This window comes from Streptomyces sp. NPDC002734 (genome assembly GCF_040295685.1).
Classification (GTDB): Bacteria; Actinomycetota; Actinomycetes; order Streptomycetales; family Streptomycetaceae; genus Streptomyces.
Genome location: NZ_JBEOVU010000019.1, coordinates 17561 through 37126, shown reverse-complemented (window position 1 = coordinate 37126; position 19566 = coordinate 17561). Strand labels below are relative to the sequence as shown.

Genomic DNA, 19566 nt, shown 5'->3' with positions numbered 1-19566 from the left:
CGGTCTCCACCGAATCCCTCCGCCCGACGCCTTGCCGCCTTCCCCGCCCCGCACGAGGATGTGACGAAGACCGCACGTCGCCGTCGCCTTGCGGGGAGCCGAGTTGACCGATCCATGGGTGGCCCTCGAGCCGGGAGCCGATCCGGCGGAGCGGGCACGGGACCTGCGCCGGGCCCACGAGACGTTCACCCTGGCCGGGACCGTCCCTCAGCCGGTGCGCCCGGTGGTCGCGGAGTCCTGGCGGCGCTCCGCCCGAGCCGGTGTCGGACCCGACCGCTCGGCGGACGTCGAGCTGACCGACGCCGACCTCGACGCCTACCGCGCCGAGCACCCGCTGTCCCGGATGATGCCGCTGATCCGTGAGCTGGTCGGCACCTTCGCGGACGACGGCGGCCATCTGCTGGCGGTCTGCGACGCGCACGGACGACTGCTGTGGGTGGAGGGCTGCCCCGCGGTGCGGCGGCGCGCGGACGCGATGAACTTCGTGCCCGGAGCCCGCTGGTCGGAGAGCGCGGTGGGCACCAACGCGCCCGGCACCGCCGTCGCCGTCGACCGCCCCGTGCAGGTCTTCACCGCGGAGCACTTCTGCCGTCAGGTGCAGCCGTGGACCTGCGCCGCCGCCCCGGTGCACGATCCCCGCACCGGCCGGACGCTCGGCGCCGTCGACATCACCGGCGGCGACGGACTGGCCCACCCGCACAGCCTCGGCTTCGTCCAGGCCGTGGCCCGCGCCGTCGAGTCGCAGCTCGCCCTGCTGGAGCCGCCCCCGCACGGGGACGGCTCCCTGGAACTCACCGCGCTCGGCCGGGACGAGGCGCTGCTGCGGGCGCCCGGCGGACGGCGGCTGCGCCTGAGCAGGCGGCACTCGGAGATCATGGTGCTGCTCGCACGCCACCCCGAGGGCCTGGGCGGCGAGGAGCTGGCCTGCGCGCTCTACCCGGACGAGACCGTGCCCCCGGTGACCCTGCGCGCCGAACTGACGCGACTGCGGCGGACATTGGGCCCCGACGTGCTGGCCTCACGGCCGTACCGGCTGACCTTGCCGGTGGAGGCGGACGTGGACCTGGTGGAGCGGCGGCTGGAGACCGGCGCGGTCGCCGCGGCGGCGGCCGCGTACCCGGGACCGCTGCTGCCCTCCTCACAGGCCCCCGCGGTGACCCGGCTGCGACGGCGGACGGCGGACGGCCTGCGCGCGGCGCTGATCGCCCGGGGTGACGCGGACCTGCTGGCCGACTGGGCGCACGCCCCGTGGGGCGAGGACGACCTCGACGTCTGGCGCGCCCTCGCCGCGGTCCGCCCCACCCCCGCCGTCCGCTCCCGGCTCACCGCCCTGGAGTGTGAACTCGGCCTTCCGGCAGCGCTGTTCGCGCCCGGGCGACGGCACGCAACGTCTGTGCAACGTCGGTCCTCCTAGCCTGCCCGACCAGAGCTGATCGAGCCGTCCGACGGCGGGCGGCGCATCTCCGGGAGGCACACAGATGACCCGTTACGCAGCACCGGGCACCGAGGGCGCGATCGTCTCCTACCAGGCGCGGTACGACCACTTCATCGGCGGCGAGTACGTGGCGCCGGCCCGCGGCCAGTACTTCGAGAACCCGTCCCCCGTGAACGGGCAGCCGTTCACCGAGGTCGCGCGCGGCACCGCGGAGGACGTGGAGCGCGCCCTGGACGCCGCCCACGCCGCCGCACCTGCCTGGGGCCGCACCTCCGCGGCGGCGCGCGCCGACATCCTGCTGAGGATCGCGGACCGGATGGAGGCGAACCTGGAGAAGCTGGCGGTCGCCGAGAGCTGGGAGAACGGTAAGCCGGTCCGCGAGACGCTGGCCGCCGACATCCCCCTGGCGATCGACCACTTCCGCTACTTCGCGGGCGCGGTCCGCGCCCAGGAGGGAACGCTCGCGGAGATCGACGACGACACCGTCGCCTACCACTTCCACGAGCCGCTGGGCGTGGTCGCCCAGATCATCCCGTGGAACTTCCCGATCCTGATGGCGGTCTGGAAGCTCGCCCCCGCGCTGGCGGCGGGCAACGCGGTCGTCCTCAAGCCCGCCGAGCAGACGCCCGCCTCGATCCACTACTGGCTGAGCCTGGTCTCCGACCTGCTTCCGCCGGGCGTCCTCAACATCGTCAACGGCTTCGGCGTGGAGGCCGGCAAGCCGCTGGCCTCCAGCCCGCGGGTCGCCAAGGTCGCGTTCACCGGCGAGACCACCACCGGCCGCCTGATCATGCAGTACGCCTCGGAGAACATCACCCCGGTCACCCTGGAACTGGGCGGCAAGTCACCGAACATCTTCTTCGACGACGTCTCACGCTCCCGCGACGACTTCTACACCAAGGCGCTGGAGGGCTTCGCGATGTTCGCCCTCAACCAGGGCGAGGTCTGCACCTGCCCCTCCCGTGCGCTGATCCAGCGCGGTCACTACGGCGACTTCCTCGCCGCGGCCGTCGAGCGGACGGAGCGGATCGTCCCGGGCCACCCGCTGGACACCGGCACCATGATCGGCGCCCAGGCCTCCAACGACCAGTTGGAGAAGATCCTGTCCTACCTGGACATCGGCCGCCAGGAGGGAGCCAAGGTGCTGACCGGGGGCGAACGCATCGACCACGGTGGCGAGTTGCAGGGCGGCTACTACGTCCAGCCGACCATCTTCGAGGGCGACAACAGCATGCGGATCTTCCAGGAGGAGATCTTCGGCCCGGTCGTCTCCGTCACCTCCTTCGACGACTTCGACGACGCGATGAAGATCGCCAACGACACCCTCTACGGCCTGGGCGCCGGCGTCTGGACCCGCGAGTCCAACACCGCCTACCGGGCGGGCCGCGCCATCCAGGCGGGCCGCGTGTGGACCAACTGCTACCACGCCTACCCGGCGCACGCCGCCTTCGGCGGATACAAGGGCTCGGGCATCGGCCGCGAGACCCACAAGATGATGCTGGACCACTACCAGCAGACGAAGAACCTCCTGGTCTCCTACTCCGCCAAAGAGGTCGGGTTCTTCTGAGCCCCGCGGAAGGGTGCCTGCCCGGCGAGGACGCGGGGCAGGCACCCTTCCGTCGTGCCCCGGCGACCGGTGACGGCCGGAGCCGGGGGCCGCTTACTGGATCTTGAGAGGACGCCCAGCCCGTGGCAGGCTCATGCCGCATGATCGACGACTTCGCGAAGGACACCCTGCACGGGAGACTGCGCCGGGACCGCACGGCGCTGCTCTGGAAGCTCGACGGTCTCTCCGAGTCCGACGCCCGCCGGCCCCTGACGGCGACCGGGACCAACCTGCTCGGCCTGGTCAAGCACGTGGCCACCGTCGAGGCCAGGTACTTCGGCGAGGTCTTCGGCCGCCCTTCCCCTGAGCCGCTGCCCCGGTGGCAGGACTCCGACGGCAGCGATCTGTGGGCTGCCGAGGACGAGACCCGCGAGCAGATCGTCGCGTTCTACCGGCGCACGTGGGAGCACGCCGACGCGACGATCGACGGGCTCCCCCTCGACGCCCCCGGCCGCGTGCCGTGGTGGTCCGGACCCCATGCCGACACCAACCTGTTCGGCGTCCTGGTCCACGTGCTCGGCGAGACCGTCCGGCATACCGGGCACGCCGACATCCTCCGCGAGGGCCTCGACGGCCGCACCGGGCTGCGGCCCGAACACGAGCAGCGGATCGACGAGGAGGCCCGCGCGGCCCACCGGGCGAAGATCGAGCGGGCCGCGAGGGCGGTGGCGCCGCACGAGGCCTGAAGGGCTGTCCCGTAACCGTCGGCCCCAGGCGATCGGTACCTTCAGCAGGACCGCGAACGGTCCGTGCCGAGAACTTCTGACTGATGGTGATGAGCCTGCGATGAGTGAACTGACGAAGCCCGAGGTCGCCGTGCCGGAGGGCGACGCTCCTACTGAGCTGACCGTCCGGGACCTGGTCGTCGGGGACGGAGCCGAGGTGAGGCCGGGCATGGTGGTCCTGGTCCACTACGTCGGGGTGACCTTCGAGTCCGGGAAGCAGTTCGACGCCTCCTGGGACCGCGATCAGCCGTTCAAGTTCGCCCTGGGCGGTGGCAAGGTCATCAAGGGCTGGGACCGGGGGGTGAGGGGGATGAAGGTCGGCGGTCGGCGCGAGATCATCGTTCCCCCGCGTCTCGGCTACGGCAGTCAGTCGCCCTCGCCGTTGATCCCGGCCGGCTCGACCCTGGTCTTCGTCGTCGACCTGCTGGACTCGTACTCCAGCACCCACGGGTGGAGCAACACCTGGAGGTCCTGACAAAGGCGTGTGAGTGTCGGTGATCGATCACCGGTCCGACGCCGAGGGCCCACACCAGGCGCGCCGCGGGCACCTGGAGCGGCCCTGCCGACCTCCGGGGCGGGCGGTGGCCCACCCGCCCGCCCCGGAGCGACCAGGGTCGGTCCCGGCGGCCGGTTGCCGCCGGGACCGCCGTCAGGTGTTGTTCACGAGGCGCCAGCGGTTGTCCGCGGAGCCGTCGTCGGGGGCCTGGACCGCGAAGGCGCCGCGGGCGGTGGAGTTGCCGGCGATGCCGAGGAGCTTGCCGCTGTTGACGTTGCGGATCTTGTAGGTCCCGTCGCCCTGGGCCAGCAGCGTCCAGCGGTGGTCGGCGGTGCCGTTGTCCGCCCACTGAAGGACGGTCGCGTTGTCGGCCGTCGACATGTCCTGCACGCCGAGCACCTTGGCGCTGTGGACGTTGCGCAGGCGGACCGCGTCGCCGTCGGTGATCATCTCCCAGTTGTGGTCGGCCGTGCCCGAGTCGTCCCACTGAAGGGCGCGGCCACCGTCCGCGGTGGACATGTCCTGGACGCCCAGGACCATGCCGCTGGCAGCGTTGACCAGCCGGACGGATCCGGTCGGCGTGCCGGAGCCGCCGCCGGTGTTCCAGTAGACGGTGTAGTTGTGCCCGTGCGCGTCGTGGAACGGCCCGAGGTTGACGGTGGACCCGCCGGCCGTGGCGGTGAAGGCCAGCGAGGTGCTGCTCGTACGCCTGACCGTCGTGGTGTCCAGGCGCGGCAGGGAGGTGAGCGTGGTGTTGCCGTAGTTGCCGGACAGCACGACCGGCCCGTAGGTGACCGCGGCGACGTCCGGGTTGTCGTTGGCCGCCCGGACGACGACCCGCATGGGCAGCCGGACGGTGACCGTGTCGCCGGCGCTCCAGGTCCGGGTGAGGGTGGCGTAGCTGCCGGGGGTCGCCTGGATGTTCTGGACGGCGCCGTTGACGCTGACGGTGGCGCCCGTGGTCCAGGCGGGGATGCGGATGCGCATGGGCCAGGTGCCGCCGGCGTTCCCGGTGACCTGGAGGGTGGTGGTGTCGCCCACCGGATAGGAGGTGGTCTGGGTGACGGTGATGCCGCGCTGCGACCAGTTCAGGACCGAGGGCACGAACAGGTTGACGGTCAGGGTGTCGCCGTTGTGGAAGTACACCGAGTCCATCAGCCGGGTGTGCATCTCCAGGCCGGTTCCCTGGCAGCACCAGAACGAGTTGTAGTCCGTGCTCCACGTGCCCCCGCCCCAGGCCGGTCCCACGCCCCGTCTGCCGCCCGGGTTGAGCGGGGTGAAGTAGGTGACGTGTCCGTGGGAGTCCGCCGGGTTCTGCTGGCCGATCATCTGGTTCAGCCAGGCCCGCTCGTAGTAGTCGAAGTACTCCGCCCGGTCCGGCTCGAGCGTGTACAACTCCCGCGTGAGATCGAGCATGTTGAAGGTGTTGCAGCTCTCGCAGGTGTCCTGGTTCAGGTAGCCGGCGATGGCGTTCGGGGCCCGGAAGTGCTCGGCCTGACTGTTGCCGCCGATGGCGTAGGTGTGCGCGCCGACGGTGATCTTCCAGGCGTTGCCGGCGATGTCCCGGTAGCGGGTGGTGCCGGTGGCCTTGAACTCCCGGACCGCGCCGATCCACTTGGGGACCTGAGTATTGGCGTGCAGACCGTTCAGCCGGTCCTGGTTGGCCGCCAGGGGGTCGAAGACCGAGGCGTGGTCGAACCTCCGCGCGACGGTGAGCCATCGTGCGTCGCCGGTCTGTTGGTACAGGTCGGCCAGCACGTCGTTCATGCCGCCGAACTCGGTGCCGAGCATCGCCTGCATCTGTGTGGTGCTCAGCGCGCCGGTGCGCCGGTCGACCCAGGCGGCGAGGGAGAGCAGCACGTCGCGGGCCTGGGTGCTGCCGATCAGGCGCCAGACGTCCAGCAGGCCGGCGAGCGTCTTGTGGACCGCGTAGTAGGGCACGTTCCCGTTGGACAGGGTCCGCTGCTCGAGCGCGGTGAAGTCCGACTCGGGGAACCCGGAGAGGTATCCGGCGCCGAACCCGGCCGCGGCGTTGTTGGCCTGGCACTTGGCAAGCTCGGCGACCATGCGGGTCGCCTTGTCCCGGCACACGGTGTCGCCGGTCACCGCGTAGGACTGCGCCCAGGCGGTGAGGAAGTGTCCCTGCACATGGGTGCGGAAGGGGAACGACGGGGCGTCCCAACCGCCGTTCGCCGACGCCCCGTTGGTGGAGAGCCGGTGGTTGGCGCGGAAGTTGTACAGCAGCCGGTCGACGTCGACGAACCGCAGATAGTTCAGTGTGCGGTTCTGGTTGTCCAGCCACCGGCTCGCGGTCAGCCGCACCTGCCCCAGCTCGAAGGGATGGGCCAGGACTCCGATGTCGGCACGCGCGGGAGGGATGACGGCCGCCTGCGCGGGCGAGCCGCCCAGAAGCGGCTGGGCGACGGACGCGACGGCCGCCGCCCCGGCGGTCCGCAGGAGGCTCCGTCTGCTGAGGGGTAAGGACACCGTGCACCACTTTCCTTGGTCGGAGGTCTCCCGTCGGAGACCGGGTCCGGGGGGGGTTACGGCGTGACGCGGAAGGTCGCGTCCTGCCGGTCCGAGGCGCTGGACGCCGTGTCGAGCGGGTCGATGCGCAGTTGGTAGTTGCTGTGCCGCAGGTAGCGCGTGGGGAAGTTGTGGGAGCGGAACGACGCCCAGGAGGAGTCGGCGAGGCCCGCCGTCCGCTGGAAGGTCGCGTCCGCCCGGAAGGTGGCGGTGCCGTCGTCCGGGTCGAGGCGCACGGCGTAGTTGCTGTGCCGCAGGTAGTTGCCCGGGTAGTTGACGGACTCGAAGGAGACGCCCGAGGAGGAGGCGAGCCCGGGGACCGTACGCCACATCTGGTCCTGGTACGGGTCGAAGGGGTAGGCGTCGATGCGGCCCAGGCGGTCGGCGTGCCGCACGAAGCGGTCGGGGAAGTTGTACGACTTCAGCCGCACCCACTCGGGGGCGCCCCAGCGGGCGACCGCGGCCGCGTACTCGGCGTCGGTGATGCCGATGATGGAGCCGTGCTTGGAGTTCAGCGGGGGCGTGTAGTCGCGCTGGTTCATCGGCGCCCAGGAGTTGGCGCCGATGTTCGTCTGCGACCAGGCGTAGTAGTCGTTGTTGACCGGGCTGAACGAGTCGCCCCACAGCCGCCAGCCGCCGTCGTTGTTCCTGACGAGCAGGGGCGCCTCGATGGCGTTCCCCTGCCTGAGCCCGCTGGTGTAGGTGGTGAAGCTGTTGGGCGCGCCGGTGGAGGACCTCGCACCATAGAGCAGGCCGTCGCCGAGGTTCTTGTAGTACAGATAGGTGGTGCCGCCGTCGACGACGACGTCGCCGTCCAGGACGCCGGAGCTGGGGCTGAAGTACACCTGGGGCGAGCCGACCGAGCGGAAGTCGGTGGTCCAGTTGGCCATCAGGACGTCGCGTCCGCCGTTGACCGCCGAGTAGACGATGCCGTACTGGCCGCGCGAGGCGTCCCAGAAGGCGGTCGGCGCCCAGGTGTGGGTGCTCGAGGTGTGCATCTGGAGGCGGCGGTAGCCGGTGAACCCACTGAGGTCGGTCGAGTCGTAGACGTGCAGGTACTGACTCCAGCGGCTGAAGTCGGTGCCCTTGAGGTCGGTGGCGAGCACGACGAAGGCGCCGTCCTGCTTGCGGAGGATGAAGGGGTCGCGCAGGCCCTGTTCGCCGGCGGTCGGGGTGACGACGGGACGGTTCTGGTTCAGCGGGGTCCAGTTCAGTCCGTCCCGGCTGACCGCCAGGTGCAGGCCGTAGTCCGCGCCCTGGCCGTTCGGGGATTCGGTGAAGTAGACCATGGCGTATGCCGTGTTGGCCGCCGCGGCGGCCGAGGGGGCCGCCGCCGCGCGCGTGGCGGGTGCGAGGGCTCCGAGCGCGGCTCCCGCCGCGGCCAGACCGAACGATCGTCTGCTGAGGTGCATGCTCTCTCCAGCTCTGCTGTCGGGCTCGGGACGCCGGCCTCCTCCTCGGATCTCGGCCCACGCGCGGGGAGAAGGTGACCGCGGCGGAGCCGGGTGCGGCAGGAGGAGCGGGGGGTGCCACAGGCAGTGAGGCGATCACGGCAGGCCGGCCCTGGGGCCGGTCCGATGAGCGGTGGGGCGTTCGGCAGTCAGTGTGAGCGCTAACACTCTTGGGGAGCAAGGGTCGTGCGCCGGATGAGGCGGTGGAGGCGGTTCCGAGCCAGCGACCCGTGCATCACGGGGAACGCGTTCATCCAGCTCAGGGCCGCGAGATGTTAGCGCTCACAACTTGTCCGTGAATGCAGGCTCGGCCGAATCACGTCGGCACCGCTCGGAGCGCATCCGGGTCTCTCACCCCTCTGGGTACGCCCTGGCTACGGTCGTGGTCGGCCCGCGTCGAGCGCGTCGGCCCGCTTCACCATGTCGGCGGCGATGTCGTCCCAGTCCGGACCATGCATCCACAGACTCTGGGCGGCCTCCCGCAGCAACTGCGGGTCGTCCGGCCGTTGCAGGAGCACCAGCCGGTAGGCCAGGTTCCGGATCCAGACGGGCAGGTGTCCGTCGACCAGCTGCGGACTGAGCTCGTGGAGCATGGAGAGGATCGATTCCGCGTCGGCGAAGGTCAATTCCTCGACGAAGTAATGCTCGCGGTGTTCGCGCTCGCACTCCGGTGTGGGGCGGTACTCGTCCCCGTACAGACACCGGGCGTGTTCGGTCAGAGTGCGGTGCATGGCCAGGAGCCTACGACGTCGCGATCCGTCGGACGGGGCCCGGTCCGTGGCGGGTCTCATCGCATCACGGCGTCCACGCCGTGATCCGCGAAGATCCCCGCATGACGGGGAACGGGACCAAGGCGTGCCGTCCGTGTCGAGGCGGTAGAGGCCGGCGTGGCGCGGCGGCGGCCGATGTGATCGCGGGTGAGTGGCGGGGCAATTCGGTCCCGCCGGTCGATGCGGAGCCTCACCTGCAGCTTGAAGCCAGGACGTCAGCACCAGCGGCTGCAGAACGCCGACTGTGCGACGCCCGTCTCCGGCTGCCGTCCGGCTGGGAGGAGCGTTCCGAGCCACCACCAGTGCGAGCGGCGGGATCATCCAGGTCACCGGCAAGGGCTCCCCGGTTGGGTGACCCACCGGGCTCAGGGCCGCTCCTGGTTCACCCGGAACGCCGGGAGATGACCCCGAGGAAACGGCCTAGGGCATTTTGCTCCGGTCGCGCTGCTGAACACCGGCCCGGCTTCTGCCGACGTTCCGGGACGCCGTGGCCGTCGAGCGCCCTGACCGCTCGCTGCCGGACGGGCTCGGTGCTGTCGCGACCGGTCTGGGCTGAAGTCTTCCCTCGGTCGCTCTCTGGTCCCCCTTGGCGGCTTCCGCGCGCAGGGTCTTGCGGGTTTTCCACCACCAGTACCCGCCCACGAGCACGATTATCGGGCTGACGATCAGGGTGAACGTGATCTCGTCCACGCCCTTGCCGAGGAGAAGGAACGGGGCGGCGCCCAAGCCGAGGGCGAGGGCCTTGGTGTAGGGCTTCAGTGCAGGCTGCATGGCGGGCAGCGTACGGCTCCCACCAGGGGCGAGTTCCAACGGGATCCCGTGACGGACGCAACCGACGCTCTCCTCAGTACCCTGGCGCGGTGACACCGGGCGCCGCCTTGACGAGAACCGCGGAGCCGCATCGCCGGCATGCCGACCGGGGCACGGCCCTGGCCGTTGACGAGCCCGAGGGCGACGTCCACGCCCACTGCCCCAACGTCAGGACCGCGCCCCTCGCTCCGCCTTCCTGGGGTCAGGCACGCACGTGGAGCCCGAAACCCGTGCGGCCGGCGGCTTCCAGCCCCTCCTTCAGGTGCAGCGAGGGAATCTCGTAGTCACCGAAGTTCTGTCGCCGGAACGGAATCGGTTCGGTCGATTCCAGGGTGAGCAGGCGCCGCTCCCAGGCCTTGGCGACGGCCGGGTACTCCTCGGCGGTCATCCGGTCCGTGCTGTACAGCACGAACGGCGGCAACACGTCGATGCCCGGGTAGTAAAGGATGCCGTGCTGGATCGGGAACAGCAGATCATCGATGGGGCCGTTGATCCCACGGGCGGCGTAGTGCGGCTGAGGGCCACCCGCGGTCACCGACAACAGTGCTCGCTTGCCCGCGAGGGTGCCTTCGCCGAAGCGCTCACCGTACTTGGTGTCGCTGTGCTCGCCGACGCCGTACGCGAAGTTGTAGGTGAACACCCGGTCCACCCAGCCCTTGAGGATCGCGGGCATCGTGTACCACCACAGCGGGAACTGGAAGATGATCGTGTCGGCCCACAACAGCTTGTCCTGCTCGGCCCGGACATCCTCGGTGAGCGTCCCGGCCTCGAAGGCCCGGCCGGAGTCGGCGGCGACCTTCAGCGGACTTGAGGCGTGAGGGCCGTAGTCCGCGGCGTCCACGACGGCCTTCCAGCTCATCGCGTACAGATCACTCACCCGAACCTCGTGTCCGGCGCCCTCCAGTGTCGACACCGCGAGGTCTTTCAGCGAACCGTTCAGTGACTTCGGCTCCGGATGGGCATGGACGATCAGCGTCTTCATCAGCGTTCTCCTTCGGATCGGATGCCACTGATCCTGGACGCCGAGGCATACGGTGTTCAGGGGCGCGGTATCCACCGGACCGGGCTTCCTGGTCTCGGCAGGACCCCCTCACCGGCGCACACCGCGCCCATACTGGGTACATGGATGATCTCGCGAGTTTCCTGAGGACCAGGCGCCGCCGGGTCAACCCGACGTCTGTCGGCATCTGCGTCGACAACCGTCGCAGGGTCGAAGGACTGCGTCGCGAAGAAGTCGCACACCTGTCCGGTGTCAGCGTCGACTACTACGTGCGTCTGGAGCAGGGCCGCGCCACCCAGCCTTCCGAACAGGTCCTCGACGCCCTTGCCCGAGTCTTCGACCTCGATGAGACGGAGCGCGAACACCTCCACCGGCTCACCCGCCGGCCCCGCCGCCGCGCGAAGGCACCCGGTGGGCGAGTACGGCCGGAGCTGCTGCGCGTCCTCGACATGGTCACCCACGCACCCGCCTTGATCATGAACCACCGGCTGGACGTGCTCGCTGCCAACCGCCTCGCCGGACTCCTCCTCGGCCGGCCGATACCGGGCCTGAACACCGCCCGTCACATCTTCCTGGATGAAGCCGAGCGCGGCCTGTACGCGGACTGGGAGACCTGCACCCTCGACGTGGTCGGGCACCTGCGCCTGGCTGCGGGCAAGTATCCCGAGGACCCTGGGCTGGCCTCGCTCATCGGCGAGCTGGCCATGGGCAGCGAACGCTTTCGCCGGCTGTGGGCCCGTGCGGAGGTCCGCGCCCGGACCCACGGACGCAAGGCGTACCAACATCCGCTGGTCGGACTGCTCGAACTGCACCAGGAGAACTTCGCACTGCCCGACGAATCCGGCATGGAACTACTCGTCCTGTCCGCCCTCGCGGGCAGCCCCGCCGAGGACGGCCTACGTCTTCTCGCGAGCCTGGGCACGGACAGTGGCGACGTGCATCCAACCATGAATGCCCGGCTTTCCTGATTGTTACAGAATGCCTCCCCGCGGAGACGCGTGGAGCCCAGAAACAATTCTTCAGCCACAGGCTCAGGGGGAGGACGTCGTATGGAACAGGGTGTCCGACCCAACCGCAAAGTCGGAGGCACGTGCCACCTCCCCCTGGTCCCGCATGGTCGGCCGCCCACGGGAGAGCCCACGCGTTCGCAGCGCCCTTCTCCGGCAGACCTCCTCGCGGGTTGCCCCCGCGAGGAGCACCTGACGGTGCGCCGGTCATGCGCAGGGCGTCACCACGGCGACGGCGCCGGCGGCGGAACCACCGGCGGGCGGTCGTCGCAGGTGAGGGTGTTGGGCAGGAGCCACTCCCCCAGCCAGGGGCCGGCCGTCCCGCCGCCGTCGTTGTCCCCGAGGTCGGCCAGGGCGAACTCGGAGCCGGCCGGGGTGAAGTGGAAGGTTCCGCAGTTGTTGACGCCGACCGCGCCCACGTTGCGGGCGTCGACGTTCTCGAAGGTCGCGCCGCCCGCCGCCCGGGCGCTCACCACGGAGGTGCCGGTGCCGTCCACCCGGACGTCCTTGAAGTGGACGTCGTCGATGGAGTACAGGTCCTTCACCGGCCAGTCCGCGACCAACATGATCGCGTTGTAGGTGCTGTCGAGGTAGTGGTCGCCGGTCACCCGGATGTCGGCGGCGATGTCCTTGTCCAGCGCCGAGAACCAGATCGCGCCGAGGCCGATCTTCCAGTTCAGTTCGTAGGTGCCGGCCCGCACCGTGGTGTTGTTCCTGATCCACAGGTGCCCGGTGAACGCCTCGGCGCCGAAGCGCGCGCCGACGTGCAGGGCGCTGCCCTCGCGGACCGGGTCGGCGATCAGGTTGTTCGAGACGGTGGTGTCGGCGCCGCCGTAGATCGCGATGCCGTTCGCCAGGACCGGCGACTGCACGGTGTTGCGGTCGAAGGCGTTGCGGGCGTTGGTGGTCTTCTCCGCCCACATGGCGAGGCCGTCGTCCCCCGAGTTGCGGACGAGGTTGTTGCGCACGACCGAGTCGGTGACGCCGGTGTGGAAGTTGAGGCCGTCGGCGATCTGGTCGGTGATCACGTTGTTCGTCGCGGTGAAGTCCTTCATGGGGCCGTCGAACCACATGCCCACCTTGGTGTGATGGAGGTACAGGCCGTCGACGGAGGAGTCGCTGAGCGAGCCGCCGATGCCGTTCACCTGGTCGGTGTCGACGCGCTCACGGACGTCGCCCTCGACGGCGAATCCGGAGAGGTGGACGTCGTGACTGCCTCCCTCGGCGGCGCTTCTGCCGTAGAAGCCGACCCCGGTGTGCGTCGAGCCGTCGGGCGCGGGGGTCTCGAGCTCGACCTCGCGGCCCTTGATGACGGTGTACCAGCTGCCGGCGCCCTCGATCGTGACGTCGTCGACGGTGATGTGCCGGTTGACCTGGTAGGTGCCCGGCGGGATGTGGACCGTCCGGTGGGTCCGCCGGGCGTGCGCGATGGCGCGGTCGAGGGCGGCCGCGGACTCACGGCGTCCGGTGGGGTCCGCGCCGAAGGCCAGGACGTTCACCGCCGCGCGTGGAGCGATCCGCGGTCCGTCGACGCGCTGCGATTCGAGCAGGTCGATCACCGTCCACGCGGCGGTCGACCTGGCGGGCATCGTCAGCCGGATCTTGGCGCCCGCCGGGTGGGTGCGGCCGAGCAGGAGGCGCTGCTCGTCGTAGAAGTGGTGCGGGCGGAAGGGCTTGGTGATCTGCGGTGCGGGCGTGGTCTCCTTCGGGACGCAGCCGCACTCGGTGATCCACCAGTCGGGGTGCAGCAGGCCGGCGTCCGGGTCGTTGGTGAACGGGTACTGGTTGTAGAGCCAGGAGTACTGCGAGGTCAGGGTCATCGGCGTGCGTCCGCGGCCGTCGACCGTGACGTCGAGGGGCGCGGTGATGCCGCCGCCGTCCGGCGCGTCGGGGATGCTGTACCGCACGGTGATCGCGTTCGCGGCGGCCGGCAGGGTGAACTCGACGTGCTGCCCCTTCAGCAGCTTGACGGCGGAGCGGCCGGACGCCTCGGAGGGCAGCGTGTAGGCGGCGCGGTCGGGGCCGAGGACCGTGCCGGTGGTCGTGGCCGACTCCGCTTCCTGCTCGACGAGGCCGAGGTCCGCGCCCCGGCCGGCGACCAGCGAGGGGGCGAGGCCGGCACGGGTGACGGCGGGCACCGTGGCCGTGCGCGTGGGGGCGTCGGCCGCGACGGCTGGGGTGGCGGCGAGTCCGGCCGCCACGGTGAGTGCGGCGAGCAGCAGGGCGACGCCTCGACGGGGCGGGCCGCCCGGTCTGCGCGAGGTGGCCGCCGCGGTGAGCTTCCGTGCCATGGAGTCACTCGTTCCTGTGGGTGAGGGCCCGTGGGGAAGGGGCCGATGGGTGAGGGCCTGTGGGTGCGGGTGGGTCGGCGGGCGTCTGTAGGTGCGGGTGGGTCAGCGGGGCGTCTGTGAATGCGGGGGGCGGTGAGGGCCTGCGGATGCGGAAGTGCCGGTGGGTCCGTGAGTGCGGGTGTCGGTCAGGGTCAGTAGGTGCGGGCAGGTCGGTGGGGCTCGTAGGTGTGGGCACGTCGGCATGGGCACCGCGGTGCGGGCACGGCGGCGTGGGCACGGCGGTGCGGACACGGCGGTGCGGACACGGCGGTGAAGGCCCGTGTTGCGGGCACGTGGTGAGGATTCGTAGGTGCGGGCGGGTTGATGGGGCTCCTCGGTGCGGGCCGGCCAACAGGGCCCCCGGGGGGAGGCCGCTGAAGCGGGGCGCCGGCGCTGAAGCCCCGTGCGGCGGCTCACCGCCGGGCGTCGCGCAGGCTCCGCAGGAGGGCGACGTCGAGGTGGTCGACCTCGCGCGGTGGGTAGCCGCGGTGGAAGGCGAGCTGCTGCTCGACCGACAGGCACGGCACCGTGCGGCCGTCGAGACGGCCCCGGGTGAACGCGCCGCGCGGGTAGCGGAAGAAGCCACCCTGGAGGTCGGCCTGTCGGCCCACCCCGTCGGCGTCGAACACCACCGGGTGGAGGTCGACCCAGCGACGCCCCGGCGCCGCGAGTTCGACCCGTGTCGGCCGCTGGTCGGTCTCCACCCGGTAGCCGAGCAACGCAAGGGCCTCCAGCGCCGCGGGCTCGCTCGCCGCGTCCAGGGCCAGGTCGACGTCCCGGTGCTCACGCGTCTGCCGGCCCGCCAGGACGTCCACGCCCCAGCCCCCGGCGACCCAGCACCGCGTGCCCGCCGGCTCCAGGGCGTCCAGGACGCCGAAGAGGTCCGTGATGTCCATCGCGGTGATGCCTCCTTCGCACTCCGCCGCGCTCCCCCGTATGCCGCCCGCCCTCCGCACCGCGGGCCGGGCGCCCACGGCACCGGCGCCCACAGCACCGGCGGGCGCCGGCCGGTGTCACCCGAGAACGGGGACCCGGGTCAGCAGGGGTTGTTGTTGATCTTGAAGGTGGAGGTGGTGTTCCGGATGTCCTGCGCGTTGTCGCTCAGGCGCAGGCAGTTGAAGGTGACCTCGCCGACCGCGGGGCCCTGGCCCTCCTCGGGCTTCTCGTTGGCCCAGACGCCGAACCCGGACTTGGCGTCCCAGGCGTCACCGCTCTTACGGGCCCCGCTGATCGAGATGTCGGTGAGGACCGTGTCCTTGATCGGGAACTGCGGCTGCCCGCCCGAGTAGTTGGTCTGGAACATGACGCCGCTGTAGGTGGGGTCGACGATGTCGACGTCGGTCACCCTGATGCCCTGGAAGACCTTCGAGGCGGAGAAGACCCAGATCCCGGGGAAGGTCTGGTTGCCCCAGAAGTGGCCCCCGGCCCTCACGATCGAGATGTTCTCGAACTTCGTCGGCTCGGTCCCGAAGCCGTTCATCGGGTAGCCGAAGTCCAGGGAGGAGATGGTGATCCCGGAGTAGACGAGGGTGTCGGCGATGTGGATGTTGCGGAAGGTGTTGTTGTAGCCGCCGTACACCGCGACGCCCGCGGCGCGCCAGGTCAGGGTGGTGGTGAGGTTCTCGTAGACGTTGTTCTTCATGTCGGCGCCGCCCGCGTCGATCGCGGAGAACAGCGCGAAGCTGTCGTCGCCGGTGGCCCGGGCGTCGTTGTTGGCGACCAGGTTGTCCGTGGAGCCGTTGGTCATGTTGATGCCGTCGGCGAACATGTTGCGGATCCGGGAGTTCTTGATGGTGATCCGGTCCGTGTTGGCGCCCCAGTAGAGGCAGACCATGTGCTCGTTCCACACGTCGTCGATGGTGATGTCGGAGACGTTGGCGAAGTCGAAGACCTTGCCGGGGCCGTCGATGCGTGAGGTGTAGTTGCCGAAGTAGGCGAAGCCCTTGAAGAGGGAGCCCTTGGCGGTCGCGTCGGCGCGGAAGCCGACGTCGGTGTTCTCCTGGGTGCCGGGCGCGTGGAACGTCGTGTACCAGGGTCCGGCGCCGACGACCTTGACGGCCTTGCCGTAGACCTGGAACTTGCTCGACGTCTGGTAGTCGCCGGGCGGCAGGTAGACGCCGGCCAGCTTGCCCGTGGAGTCCATCCGGACCTGGTCGAGGGCGTTCTGCACGTCCTGGTGGGTGAAGCCGGTCGGTACGGCGTACGCGGCGGGGTCGGGGTTGGCCACCGGGGCCGTCTTCTCCAGGTTCACGAAGTCGACGGCGTAGTGGGCGGCGGTGTTGGCGGCGTCCTTCTGCAGGCGGATCCTGCTGCCCGCCGGGACGGTCTCGCCGAGCAGCAGGTGCGCCTCGTCGTAGATGTGCCGCGGGGCGCCGGAGCCCGGGTTGTTGCCGGGTGCGGTCTCCGCCCCGTACAGCCAGGCGTACTTCGAGGTCAGCGGGAGCGCCTTCTTGAAGACGCCGTCGACGTAGACGTTGAGGGTGGAGTCGATGCCCCCGCCGCCCGGGGCGTCCGGGATGGAGAAGCGGGTGACCAGGGTGTTGGTCGCGGCGCGTGCGGTGAACTCGACGTACTCGCCGGTCGCGTCGAGGTCGACCGCCTTGCGGCCCGAGGCCTCGCCGGCGATGTCGCCGACGGTGCGGTTGGGTCCGACGGTCTTCGCACCGCCTCCGACGGCGCCGTCCTCCGCCTCGTACATGGTGTAGGGCATGTTGGCGCCGCGGCCGACGAACAGGGGCTGCGTGGAGGTGTTGTTCTCCCGCTTGACGGCGGGTTCGTTGCCGTCGGCGGCGACGGCGGTCCGCACCGTGTAGGAGCCGTTGGCCGCCGTCCACGGCCCGAGGGTCACCTGGGCGGTGGCGCCGGCGGCGATGGACCCCGAGTGCGCCCCGGTCAGCGTCCTGACGGTGGCGCCGCTGCCGTCGAGGACGGTGAGGGTGACGTCGTGGTTGCCCGAGGAGCTCGCGTCGGTGCCCTGGTTCTTGACCGGCACCTTGAAGGTGACGGCGTCCCCGGCGCTCGGGCTGGAGGGCGTGGTGGTCACCTGGCCGACGACCAGGTCGGAGCCGGCGACCGGCTTGACGACCAGGGCGGCGGGGCGGGTGAAGGTGTTGTTCGTCTCGTTCTGCTCGACGACCGCGTCGCCCTTGTCGGCGACCGCACTCAGCTCGTAGGAGCCGGCCGGCCGGCTGCCCAGCGAGGCGGTGACCTTGGCCTCCGCGCCCGCGGCGAGCGTCCCGACCTTCGCGGTGGCGACCTCGGAGTCGCCGAGGCGCAGGGCGAGCGTGCTGGCCGCGGCGGCGGCCGGTCCGTCGTTGCGGACGGTGGCGGAGACGGTGATCTCGTCCGACTCCACGGGTGCGGCCGGTGAGGTGGCCAGGTCGGTGACGACCAGGTCCGGGTTGGGCGCCGGGACGCCGACGACCTGGAACTCGGCGAGCTGGCCCGCGGCGGAGCCGGTGTTCGCGGTGAACCGCAGCCGGACGTCCGCGACCCGGGCGGTGACCGGGACGGTGACGGTGTTGCCGCTCGCCGGGTCGAAGGAGTAGCTCTTCGCCGCGACGAGGCTGGTGAAACCGGTGGCGTCCTGGGCGCGGCCGAGGACCTCGACGGTCTGCGAGCGGGCCGACCAGGCGCTGTCCGGGTTCAGCTTGAGCACCAGGCGGTCGACGTCCGCGTCGGCCCCCAGCTTCACGGTCAGCGTCTGCGGGTAGCTGCCGCCCGCGCCCTCCCAGTAGGTGCTGGTGCTGTTGTCGTTGGCGTTCGCCGCCACGTAGGTGTGCACCGTGGAGGAGGCGTCGATGGGCTTGCCGACGGCGAGGTTGGAGCCGGTGCCGCCGGAGCCGTTGCGGGTCACCGCGTTGCTGTCGGCGGACCGGTTGCCGGCGGCGTCCTTGGCGCGTACCCGGTAGGTGGCGGAGGCGGGCTGGGTGTCGGTGTAGGTGGTGACGTTGCCGGCCACGGTGCCGCGCAGGGCGTTGTTGGCGTAGATCTCGTAGCCGCTCACGCCGACGTTGTCGCTCGACGCGGTCCAGGTCAGCTTGATCTGGCCGCTCGCGGGCTCGGTGAAGGCCAGGTTCGCGGGGGCCGTCGGGGCCTGGGTGTCGCCGGCGTCGCCGGTGCGGGTGACGGTGTTGCTGTCGGGTGACTGGTTGCCGGCCGCGTCGCGGGCCCGCACGCGGTAGGACACCGTCTGGTTGGCGGGCCGGGTGTCGGTGTAGGCGGTGATGTCGCCGGAGACGCTGGTCAGCAGCTCTCCGTTGGCGTAGACGTCGTAGGCGGTGACGCCCACGTTGTCGGTGGCGGCCTTCCAGGTGAGGCGGATCTGGCCGGTGGCCGGCTCGGTGAGGGCGAGGCCCGACGGTGCGGACGGGGCCTGGGTGTCACCGCCGGCCGGGCCGTAGACCTCGAGCTCGGAGACCTGGGCGGCGGGCTGGACGGTGTTCGCGCTCACCAGGACCCGTACGTACCGGGTGGTGGCGGAGTCGAGGGCGACGGTCGCCGTGTTGTCGTTGGCCGCGGTGAAGGCGTAGGCCTGCGAGGCCGACAGGTCGGTGAAGCCGGTGCCGTCGGCGCTGCCCTGGATCTTGAGGGTCTGGCTGCGGCTCTCCCAGCCGGCGGGCAGCTTCAGGACGACGCGGTTGACGGCGCGGGAGGCGCCGAGGTCGGCCTGGATCCACTGCGGAAGCTTGTTGTTGGTGCTCTCCCAGTAGGTGGCGCGGTTGCCGTCGCCCGCGTTGGTGGCCGTGTACACCTCGGTGTGGCTGCTGGCCGTGAGGGGGCGGCCGGCGACGAGGTTTCCGGACGAGTCGGTCGCCGAGTGCACCTCCAGCTCGGACAGCTGGGCGGCCTGCCAGCCGGTGTTGGCGGTGATGTCGACGCGGACGAAGCGTGTCTGCGTCGCCGGGAACGACACCGTGACGGTGTTCCCCGCGCCGGGGGTGAAGGCGTAGGTGGCGGAGCTCTTCAGGGTGCTGAAGCTGGTGCCGTCGGCGCTGCCCTGGACGGAGAGCGTCTGGCTGCGGCTCTCCCATCCGGCCGGCAGCTTGAGCACCACCTCGTCGACGCGGGTGGCGGCCCCGAGGTCGGCCTGCACCCACTGGGGAAGGCCGGAGCCGGCGCTCTGCCAGTAGGTGCCCTGGTTGCCGTCGGTGACGTTTCCGGCGCCGTACTCGGTGTGCGCGCTGCTCGCCGAGGCGGTGTCGCCGAGCGCGATGTTCGGTCCGCCCGCGGCGCGGGCGGTGGTCAGGGGACCGCCCAGTGCCAGCAGGCACGCTGCGACCACGGCGCCGAGGCACCGGGATCTGTGGATGCGGGTGTTCATGGTCCTCGCTCCTCGGTCGCGTGCCGGGGGGACACGCGACGCGGCTCAGGGGGGAATCGGGTTGGCGATGCCTATAACTGCCGCTGT

13 protein-coding genes are annotated in these 19566 nt (G+C 70.8%); 5 read left to right on the top strand and 8 right to left on the bottom strand.

The window, feature by feature from the left end:
• Positions 1-103 precede the first annotated feature (103 nt).
• The 4 genes from ABT026_RS18455 (at position 104) to ABT026_RS18440 (ending at position 4241) form a co-directional block, all read left to right on the top strand.
• A complete protein-coding gene (locus ABT026_RS18455; protein ID WP_351115621.1) occupies positions 104-1414 on the top strand; it encodes a GAF domain-containing protein in 1311 nt (436 codons plus the stop codon).
• A gap of 64 nt (positions 1415-1478) precedes the next feature.
• Entirely contained in the window at positions 1479-3002 is a 1524-nt protein-coding gene (gene exaC / locus ABT026_RS18450) for an acetaldehyde dehydrogenase ExaC (protein WP_351115619.1), read from the top strand.
• 140 nt (positions 3003-3142) lie between these two features.
• On the top strand, positions 3143-3727 hold the full coding sequence (locus ABT026_RS18445; RefSeq protein WP_351115618.1) for a DinB family protein: 585 nt from the start codon (positions 3143-3145) through the stop codon (positions 3725-3727).
• A gap of 100 nt (positions 3728-3827) precedes the next feature.
• Complete coding sequence (locus ABT026_RS18440) at positions 3828-4241, top strand: FKBP-type peptidyl-prolyl cis-trans isomerase (protein ID WP_351115617.1); 414 nt, start codon at positions 3828-3830, stop codon at positions 4239-4241.
• Between the two features lie 174 nt (positions 4242-4415).
• On the opposite strand, the gene ABT026_RS18435 is transcribed toward ABT026_RS18440, so the two are convergent.
• The 5 genes from ABT026_RS18435 to ABT026_RS18415 form a co-directional block, all read right to left on the bottom strand.
• On the bottom strand, positions 4416-6749 hold the full coding sequence (locus tag ABT026_RS18435) for a beta-L-arabinofuranosidase domain-containing protein (RefSeq protein ID WP_351115616.1): 2334 nt from the start codon (positions 6747-6749) through the stop codon (positions 4416-4418).
• 56 nt (positions 6750-6805) lie between these two features.
• Positions 6806-8200 (bottom strand): glycoside hydrolase family 43 protein, encoded by a 1395-nt coding sequence (locus tag ABT026_RS18430; RefSeq protein ID WP_351115614.1) that lies wholly within the window; start codon positions 8198-8200, stop codon positions 6806-6808.
• A gap of 413 nt (positions 8201-8613) precedes the next feature.
• A complete protein-coding gene (locus ABT026_RS18425) occupies positions 8614-8970 on the bottom strand; it encodes a hypothetical protein (protein WP_351115612.1) in 357 nt (118 codons plus the stop codon).
• A 459-nt stretch (positions 8971-9429) separates the two neighbouring features.
• A complete protein-coding gene (locus ABT026_RS18420; protein ID WP_351115611.1) occupies positions 9430-9780 on the bottom strand; it encodes a hypothetical protein in 351 nt (116 codons plus the stop codon).
• Between the two features lie 241 nt (positions 9781-10021).
• Positions 10022-10801, bottom strand: a complete 780-nt coding sequence (locus tag ABT026_RS18415; protein ID WP_351115610.1) for an NAD(P)H-dependent oxidoreductase — start codon at positions 10799-10801, stop codon at positions 10022-10024.
• Positions 10802-10941: 140 nt separating this feature from the next.
• Between ABT026_RS18415 and ABT026_RS18410 the strand changes: the two genes are divergently transcribed.
• Positions 10942-11787, top strand: coding sequence for a helix-turn-helix transcriptional regulator (locus ABT026_RS18410; protein ID WP_351115609.1), 846 nt, complete (start codon positions 10942-10944; stop codon positions 11785-11787).
• A gap of 260 nt (positions 11788-12047) precedes the next feature.
• Here the strand turns inward: ABT026_RS18410 and ABT026_RS18405 are convergent, their stop codons facing one another.
• The 3 genes from ABT026_RS18405 to ABT026_RS18395 form a co-directional block, all read right to left on the bottom strand.
• Positions 12048-14117 (bottom strand): glycosyl hydrolase family 28-related protein, encoded by a 2070-nt coding sequence (locus ABT026_RS18405; RefSeq protein WP_351115607.1) that lies wholly within the window; start codon positions 14115-14117, stop codon positions 12048-12050.
• Between the two features lie 452 nt (positions 14118-14569).
• Positions 14570-15052: a nucleotidyltransferase domain-containing protein gene (locus ABT026_RS18400; RefSeq protein ID WP_351115605.1), complete on the bottom strand. Its 483-nt coding sequence runs from the start codon at positions 15050-15052 to the stop codon at positions 14570-14572.
• A 140-nt stretch (positions 15053-15192) separates the two neighbouring features.
• Positions 15193-19479 (bottom strand): discoidin domain-containing protein, encoded by a 4287-nt coding sequence (locus tag ABT026_RS18395; RefSeq protein ID WP_351115604.1) that lies wholly within the window; start codon positions 19477-19479, stop codon positions 15193-15195.
• Positions 19480-19566 lie beyond the last annotated feature (87 nt).

Bases quoted from the DNA above. Each gene is read 5' to 3' on its own strand.
- ABT026_RS18420 (WP_351115611.1), bottom strand. From the start codon at position 9,780: ATGCAGCCTGCACTGAAGCCCTACACCAAGGCCCTCGCCCTCGGCTTG.
- ABT026_RS18425 (WP_351115612.1), bottom strand. From the start codon at position 8,970: ATGCACCGCACTCTGACCGAACACGCCCGGTGTCTGTACGGGGACGAG.
- ABT026_RS18445 (WP_351115618.1), top strand. From the start codon at position 3,143: ATGATCGACGACTTCGCGAAGGACACCCTGCACGGGAGACTGCGCCGG.
- exaC (WP_351115619.1), top strand. From the start codon at position 1,479: ATGACCCGTTACGCAGCACCGGGCACCGAGGGCGCGATCGTCTCCTAC.
- ABT026_RS18405 (WP_351115607.1), bottom strand. From the start codon at position 14,117: ATGGCACGGAAGCTCACCGCGGCGGCCACCTCGCGCAGACCGGGCGGC.
- ABT026_RS18410 (WP_351115609.1), top strand. From the start codon at position 10,942: ATGGATGATCTCGCGAGTTTCCTGAGGACCAGGCGCCGCCGGGTCAAC.
- ABT026_RS18430 (WP_351115614.1), bottom strand. From the start codon at position 8,200: ATGCACCTCAGCAGACGATCGTTCGGTCTGGCCGCGGCGGGAGCCGCG.
- ABT026_RS18395 (WP_351115604.1), bottom strand. From the start codon at position 19,479: ATGAACACCCGCATCCACAGATCCCGGTGCCTCGGCGCCGTGGTCGCA.
- ABT026_RS18415 (WP_351115610.1), bottom strand. From the start codon at position 10,801: ATGAAGACGCTGATCGTCCATGCCCATCCGGAGCCGAAGTCACTGAAC.
- ABT026_RS18400 (WP_351115605.1), bottom strand. From the start codon at position 15,052: ATGGACATCACGGACCTCTTCGGCGTCCTGGACGCCCTGGAGCCGGCG.
- ABT026_RS18440 (WP_351115617.1), top strand. From the start codon at position 3,828: ATGAGTGAACTGACGAAGCCCGAGGTCGCCGTGCCGGAGGGCGACGCT.